This is a genomic window from Actinocrinis sp. (assembly GCF_035650855.1).
In the GTDB taxonomy this organism is placed as follows: domain Bacteria; phylum Actinomycetota; class Actinomycetes; order Streptomycetales; family Catenulisporaceae; genus Actinocrinis.
In genome coordinates, this window is record NZ_DASRGV010000335.1 from 1 (window position 1) to 6,831 (window position 6,831).

General features: G+C 70.7%; 6 protein-coding genes. 4 read left to right on the plus strand and 2 right to left on the minus strand.

All coding sequences use genetic code 11. From position 1 onward, the window contains the following. Window positions 1–177: 177 nt before the first annotated feature. A complete protein-coding gene (locus tag VFB40_RS23690) occupies window positions 178–1,380 on the plus strand; it encodes a sensor histidine kinase (protein ID WP_324854289.1) in 1,203 nt (400 codons plus the stop codon). Between the two features lie 22 nt (window positions 1,381–1,402). Continuing rightward, window positions 1,403–2,089: a response regulator gene (locus VFB40_RS23695; RefSeq protein ID WP_324854291.1), complete on the plus strand. Its 687-nt coding sequence runs from the start codon at window positions 1,403–1,405 to the stop codon at window positions 2,087–2,089. Between the two features lie 25 nt (window positions 2,090–2,114). On the opposite strand, the gene VFB40_RS23700 is transcribed toward VFB40_RS23695, so the two are convergent. Continuing rightward, the gene (locus tag VFB40_RS23700) at window positions 2,115–3,773 is read right to left on the minus strand and encodes a S53 family peptidase (RefSeq protein WP_324854294.1); all 1,659 of its coding nucleotides are present in this window, start codon (window positions 3,771–3,773) and stop codon (window positions 2,115–2,117) included. Window positions 3,774–4,246: 473 nt separating this feature from the next. Beyond that, window positions 4,247–4,714 carry a heavy metal-responsive transcriptional regulator gene (locus VFB40_RS23705; protein WP_324854296.1) on the minus strand — a complete coding sequence of 156 codons (468 nt, stop codon included), beginning with the start codon at window positions 4,712–4,714 and terminating at the stop codon, window positions 4,247–4,249. A gap of 109 nt (window positions 4,715–4,823) precedes the next feature. Here VFB40_RS23705 and VFB40_RS23710 point away from each other — a divergent pair, with 109 nt between their 5' ends. Both VFB40_RS23710 and lhgD read left to right on the plus strand, forming a co-directional pair. After that, window positions 4,824–5,855 (plus strand): ribokinase, encoded by a 1,032-nt coding sequence (locus VFB40_RS23710; RefSeq protein WP_324854298.1) that lies wholly within the window; start codon window positions 4,824–4,826, stop codon window positions 5,853–5,855. Beyond that, on the plus strand, window positions 5,852–6,831 hold a 980-nt coding region (lhgD, locus tag VFB40_RS23715), incomplete at its 3' end, for an L-2-hydroxyglutarate dehydrogenase (RefSeq protein WP_324854300.1). The genes VFB40_RS23710 and lhgD, both read left to right, overlap by 4 nt.

Below are 6,831 nucleotides of genomic sequence, written 5' to 3' on the forward strand. Positions count from 1 at the left end.
GATGACACTGCCGACGACGCGGACGAGCCCGAGCCCGAGCGCGACGTTCAGCCGGCAGCCGTCTGACACCGAGGTACTGAATCACCGGGGGGCCGTCCGGGCGAGAACGGGCGGCCCTGCCGGTGTCATCGGGCGATATCCCGCACTATGGTCACAACACCCGACAGGAAACCCCTCATGATCACCCTCTGGCAGCGGTACCAGCGCGAACGCCCGCGTGTCCTCGACGCGTTGCTGGCGCTGCTGCTGTTCGCCAACGCGTTCCCCGGCACGCTCCTTGGGACCGAGCGCAGTCTCGCGAACGACCGATGGTGGATCGGTGTGCCGCTCGTGGGTGCGGCGTGCATAGCGCTCAGCTGGCGCCGCAGCCACCCTCGCGCGGTCACCGGCGTGACCGCGGCCTGCGCGATCGTCACGTCCGGGCTCGGTTTCCTGCCCTCGCCGCTGATGCTCGGACCGCTCATGATCGCGCTGTTCACGCTGGCCGACCGCACCGGGCGCAGGGTCGCCAACCCGGCGGCCTTCGGGATCATCGCGGCGGTGGCCCTCGCGGCCCCGCTTGGACTGCCGCGCGAGACGCTCGCGCTGACCGTGGTCATGCCGATCGCCTTCCTGCTGCTGCCGCTCGCCCTCGGCACCACGGCCCGCACCAAGCGCGCCTATCTGGAAGCGGTCCAGGCCCGCGCGGAGTTCGCCGAGCAGACCCGCGAGCAGGAGGCGCGCTACCGCGTCGCCGAGGAGCGGATGCGGATCGCCCGCGAGCTGCACGACGTGGTCGCGCATCACCTCGCGCTGGCCAACGCGCAGGCCGGCACCGCCGCACACATCGCCCGCACCCGACCCGAGCAGGTACGCGAGATCCTGGCCGAGCTGACCAGCACCACCTCGGCCGCGTTGCGCGAACTGAAGGCCACCGTCGGGCTGCTGCGCGAGAGCGACGATCCCGACGCCCCGCTGCAACCCGCCCCCGGCCTCGCGCAACTGCCCGACCTGGCCGCCTCGCTCGCCTCGGCCGGGCTGAAGGTGGTGGTCACCACGGAAGGAACGGCCCGCCCGCTCTCACCCGGAGTGGACCTGACGGCGTTTCGGATCGTGCAGGAGGCGCTGACCAACGTCACCAAACACGCCGCGACCGACACCGCGTACGTGCAGCTCGGTTACGGCCACGACCGGCTGACCATCACGGTGACCGACAACGAGGACGGCGCCGGCCGGCCGGCTCCAGCAGCCGCCGCCGCTACCGCCGCGCAGACGCCCGGCGGCGGTTTCGGGCTGATCGGCATGCGCGAGCGCGCCAACTCCGTCGGCGGCCAGTTGCAAGCCGGTCGGCGACCCGAAGGCGGCTTCCAAGTCGCCGCCGAACTGCCGTTGCAGCCGTGATCCGAGCCGAAGAGGACCTCCCGTGACCCTGCGCATCCTGCTCGCCGACGACCAGGCGCTGCTGCGCGCCACTTTCAAGATCCTGATCGACTCCACCGACGACCTGCGGGTCGTCGCCGAGGCCGCGGACGGCGCGCAGGCGATCGAGGCGGCCCGCGTGCACCGCCCCGACGTCGTGGTCATGGACATCCGCATGCCCGGCACCGACGGACTGGCCGCCACCGCGGCCATCTGCGCGGACCCGCGGCTGGCCGGTACCAGGGTGCTGATCCTGACCACCTTCGAGATCGACGAGTACGTCGCCGCGGCGTTGCGGGCCGGCGCCAGCGGCTTCCTCGGCAAGGACGTCGACGCCGAGGACCTGCTCGCGGGCATCAGGACCGTGGCCACCGGCGAGGCGCTCCTCTCCCCGACGGCGACCCGCACGCTGATCACCCGGTTCCTCGCCGCGCCCGAGCCCGGCGCCGCCGCCGCGCCCGAACGCCTCGCCGAACTGACCGCCCGCGAGCGCGAGGTGATGGTCCTGGCCGCGCAGGGCTATTCGAACTCGCAGATCGCCGAGCAGCTCTTTGTCAGCCCACTGACGGCCAGGACCCATATTCAGCGCGCGATGATGAAGCTCAGTGCCCGCGACCGCGCGCAGCTTGTCGTCATCGCGTACCAGACCGGTCTGGTACAGCCGACGCCGCCCGCGCAGCGCCGGCTGTAGCGACCGGACTGGGCTTCGGTTTCGGTTACGGCAGCGTCCAGTTCTGCGCGCCGGTCCCGTTGCAGCTCCAGATCTGCAGCTGCGTCCCGGCCGTGGTGCTGGAGCCCGGGTCGTCAAGGCAGAGCCCTGACTGCGGGTTCACCAGCGAACCGTTCGCACCCTGCTGCCACTGCTGCGCGCCGGTTCCGTTGCACGGCCAGTACTGGACCTTGGTGCCCGACGTGGTGCCGCCCGAGGTCACGTCCATGCAGCCGCCGAGCACACGCAGCGTGCCGTCCGAGCCGACGGTCCAGCTCTGCGCCCCGGTGCCGTTGCAGGACCAGATCTGGATGTGGCTGCCGGCCGTGGTGCTGGAGTTGCTGTCGTCCACGCACAGGCCGGAGGAGACCCCTGACACGATCGGTCCGGTGCCGCCGCCACCGCCTCCGCCACCACCCGAGCCGGTTCCGTTGAAGGCGCCGAGGCCGTTGGGCGTGCCCAGACCGGTTGGTCCGTCATAGCCGGGCTGTGCGGTGCACAGATACGACGGGCTGCACGAGCCGTCGGAGCCGGAGGTGATGTCGTTCAGGGCGCCCGAGTGCGCGTAGAGCACGGAAGCGGCCGCACTGGACGGCGCCCCGGCGAGCGCGAATACGGACGCGATGATCGGCGAGGAGACGCTGGTGCCGCCGACCACGCCCCAGCCGCCGGAGCCGTAGGTGTCGTAGAACGCCACGCCGGTGCCCGGATCAGCAATCGCCGAGACGTCTGCGACAGTACGGCGGCCGCAGCCGGAGTCGGTCTGCCATGAGGGCTTTGATTCCCAGGCCGAACAGCCCGCCCCGGCCCCGGACCACGTGGACTCCGACCAGCCGCGAGAGTTGGAAGCGCGGTACAGGCTGGTGCCGCCTACAGCCACCACATACTGCGAGCTGGCCGGGTAGCTGACGCCGTATCCGCTGTCGCCGGAGCTGGCCACGTCGACCACGCCGGAGTGGTTGAAGTCGCCGTCCGCGCCGGCGTCACCAGAGCCGTCGCCGGTGCCCCAACTGTTGGAGATGAAGCGGGCGCCGAGCGAGACGGCCACGTTCTGGGCGCCTTCCAGGTCCTGCGACTCGACCACCAGGATGTGGCAGTTCGGGCAGACCGCGGAGACCATGTCGACGTCCAGCGAGGCCTCGCCGCCCCAGCCGGTGTCGCCGGGCGGGTAGTTGCCCTGCTGGCCGGAGCCGTTGACCTTGCGGAAGCAGCCGTTCCCGGTGGTGCAGGCCGGCAGCCCGTACTGCGCCCGGTAGGTCCCGAGGTCGGATTCGAGGTTCGGATCGTCCGCGGCCTCCATGACCGCGACGGTCGCTCCGCCGCCGTTCGACGCAGAGGCTGCGGCGATGTTGTACGCACTCTGCAGATCGCTGGGACCGTACCCTGACGGGGTCGCGTCGGGGGAGAGGGCACTGGCGCGGACCTGCGCGATATCGGTGCGGATCAGCGCGTAGCAGACCGGGCCGCCGGAGTGCAGCGGTGCCGAGCAGGCGTGCTTGGTGGTCACGTGCTGGCTGGTGGTCGGCGCGGTCGAGGTGTGATTGGTGTTCGAGGTGCTGCTGGTGCTGACGCTGGTCGTGGTTGCGGCGCTCGCGCTCGTCGGGACGGCGGCGGCGAGCCCCGTTCCGGCGATGACTGCCACGACCGCGAAGAGGATTCTCCTCATGGCGGTTCCTCGTGGGATTGCCTGCGGCTGCGCCGCGCCGCGCGTGGGTGGTGTGGGTTCGAGTGCGGGTGTGCGTGCGGTGGGTAAGGCTGCTGCGACGACGTTGCTGACTCGCGATCTTTGACAACGTTGTCACACCGCCCACGGGCAGGAAAGCACCAGGTCGGCAAGGTGTCAAGAATTCCCGATGGTCACCCCGCGCGGGACTGACCGGGCCGCGGTCCCGATCAGCGATGAGCGTTGGCAGTCACGTGCCCTCTTCTGCGCATCTGTGACGTCCCTGGCGCTGACCTGCCGATCAGCGATGGACGTCAACAGTCACGCCCCCGTTCCGCGCAACTGAACCGTCGCTCACATTCCTACTGCGCCGCTCGCGTTGGCACTGACTGCCCCTCAGCAGCAGGTGCCGCAATTGCAGTCACATTCCGGATCGTCGCAGCAGTCGCACGCCGCGAGCACGTCGATTTCTTCCATCATCCGCATCCACCTCCTCTCCCAGCCCCAGTCGTCTCGGCGAATTCGGGCACGACCGGACACCAGGTGCCCGGCTCCGGATCCGGGCAATCGGGCCCCGGAATACCCGCGAGCATCTGCTCGAGGTCCCCGCGCAGCGCGGTGAGCCGCGCGATCTCCCGTTCGATCTCGGCGACCCGGCGGCGCAGCAGCGTCTCAGCGCTCTCACACGGGCAGATCCCCGTGTCGCGCACCGCCAGCAGGTCGCGGATCTCCCGTAGTCGCAGGCCCAGCCGCTGCGCGCCCTGGATGAACCTGAGCCGGTCCAGCGACCCGGAGTCGAACTGCCGATACCCGGCCGCGCTGCGCCCCGCGGGCTCCAGCAGGCCCGCGCGCTCGTAGTAGCGAACCGTGTCCGGTGAGACCCCCGCCTCCCGCGCCACGTCCGCGACCGTCCAGCGCGCGTGTTCCTGCGTCGTCGTACCCATGACACGACGGTAAACCTGGGAGCGCACTCCAAGGTCAAGGCCCGCGCTCTTAGAGATCACGCAGCGCTCTCGGAGATCGAACAAAGCGCCCGCCCGCCATACTGGCCTCATGTCGAAGCCAGGGCGCCAGCCGCGGGTCCTCGTCGTCGGCAGCGCGAACATGGACCTCGTCACCCGCTGCGAAGCACTGCCGCGACCAGGGGAAACCGTGTTCGCGCAGAGTTTCGACGCGATGCCGGGCGGCAAGGGGGCGAATCAGGCGATCGCCGTCGCGCGGTCCGGGCTGGCGGACTGCGCTTTCCTCGGCGCGGTCGGGGCCGACGAATACGGCGCACGTCTGTGCGACGTCCTGCGCGGCGACGGCGTGGACACCGAATTGGTCCGCGAGTTGCGCGGCGTGCCGACCGGAACGGCGCTGATCACCGTGGATCCGGCAGGCACGAACACAATTGTGGTGGTTTCCGGGGCGAACGGCTCTTTGTTGGGCCTCTGTGCGACCGATTTAACGCGCACCCGCGAATGCGCGGTAGTGCTGGCGCAGCTGGAAATTCCGGTGGAGACGGTATATGCCGCATTTACCGCCATCCGCGAATCCGGGCGCGGCATGGCGATTCTCAACGCCGCCCCGGCGCGGCCTTTGCCCGCCGAACTTCTCGCGGTAACCGACCTGCTGGTGGTCAACGAAATCGAGGCGGCGACCATTGCAGGGTTCGAGCTCGGTGCCGTCGAACCCGGTGCCCTCCAACTCAGTGGCGCCGCGCGCGACGCCGCCCTCGCGCGATGCGGAGAACTGCTCGAATTGACGCCACGGGTCGCACTGACACTCGGGGAGCAAGGGGTCTGCTACGCCAGTCGCGACGGCGCCCGATATCAGCTCCCCGCGGCTCGTGCCCGATCCGTCGACACGACCGGCGCCGGCGACACGTTCACCGGAGTGCTGGCCGCCTGCCTCGCCGCCGACCGCCCGCTCGAGACCGCGCTGCAGTACGCGAGCGCCGCGGCCTCGCTGAGCGTCGAGAAGCCGGGCGCGATCCCGTCGATCCCGCGCGAAGCCGAGATCACCGCACGCCACGCGGCTGCTTACGCCTACTCTGGTGGCAAGCACACCGCCGCGGGCACAGGGCAGGAGAACAGGCGTTGATTCCAGGGAATGGCGCGCCGCGACCGAACGGCGGTCGGCGGCGGGTCGGCGTGGTGGGGGCCGGGATCGTCGGCCTGGCGGTGGCGCGCAGGCTGGCCGAGGTGTGCGGGGACGAGGTGACCGTCTTCGAGAAGGAGACCGAGGTCGCCACCCACCAGACCGGCCGCAACTCCGGCGTGGTGCACTCCGGGCTCTACTACAAGCCGGGCTCGCTCAAAGCGGTGCTGTGCCGGCGCGGGGTCGAGCTGCTGCGCGATTTCTGCGCGCAGAAGGATCTGGAGTACCGCGAGATCGGCAAGGTCGTGGTCGCCCGGGACGCCCGGGAGGTCGAGCGGCTGCGCGATCTCGAAGCCCGTGCGCAGGCCAACGGCGTGCCGGGGATCGCCTGGCTGGAACCGGAAGCGCTGCGCGAGATCGAACCGCACGTGCGCGGGGTGGCGGCGCTGCATTCACCGACGACCGCGATCGTGGACTACCGGGCGATCGCTCGCGCGCTGGCCGACGACCTGGCCGCCGGCGGCGGAAAGCTGCTGCTCGGCCAGTCGGTCACGGACATCAGGCCCGAGGGCGGCGGCGTCGCGGTGTACTGCGGCGACAAACGCCGTGACGACAAACACCGTGACGCGGAGGGGCGCGGCGCGGGCGAGCGCCACGTGTTCGACCACCTCGTGCTGTGCGCCGGACTGCATTCCGACACCCTCGCCCGGCGCGCCGGTGACCATAAGGGACCTGCGATCGTTCCCTTCCGCGGCGAGTATTTCCGGCTGGTGCCGCAGCGCGCCGACCTGGTACGCGGCCTGGTGTACCCGGTGCCCGATCCCGCCTACCCGTTCCTCGGGGTGCACGTGACGCCGCGGATCGATGGCAGCGTCGACGTGGGCCCGAACGCGGTGCTCGCCCTGGCCCGCGAGGCCTACCGGCGCCGCGACGTCAATCCGCGCGACCTGATCGCCACGCTGACCTGGCCGGGAGCGCT

Excerpts from the sequence above, each read along its gene's own strand:
- VFB40_RS23690 (WP_324854289.1), top strand. The coding sequence starts at position 178 with ATGATCACCCTCTGGCAGCGGTACCAGCGCGAACGCCCGCGTGTCCTC.
- VFB40_RS23700 (WP_324854294.1), bottom strand. The coding sequence starts at position 3,773 with ATGAGGAGAATCCTCTTCGCGGTCGTGGCAGTCATCGCCGGAACGGGG.
- VFB40_RS23705 (WP_324854296.1), bottom strand. The coding sequence starts at position 4,714 with ATGGGTACGACGACGCAGGAACACGCGCGCTGGACGGTCGCGGACGTG.
- VFB40_RS23710 (WP_324854298.1), top strand. The coding sequence starts at position 4,824 with ATGTCGAAGCCAGGGCGCCAGCCGCGGGTCCTCGTCGTCGGCAGCGCG.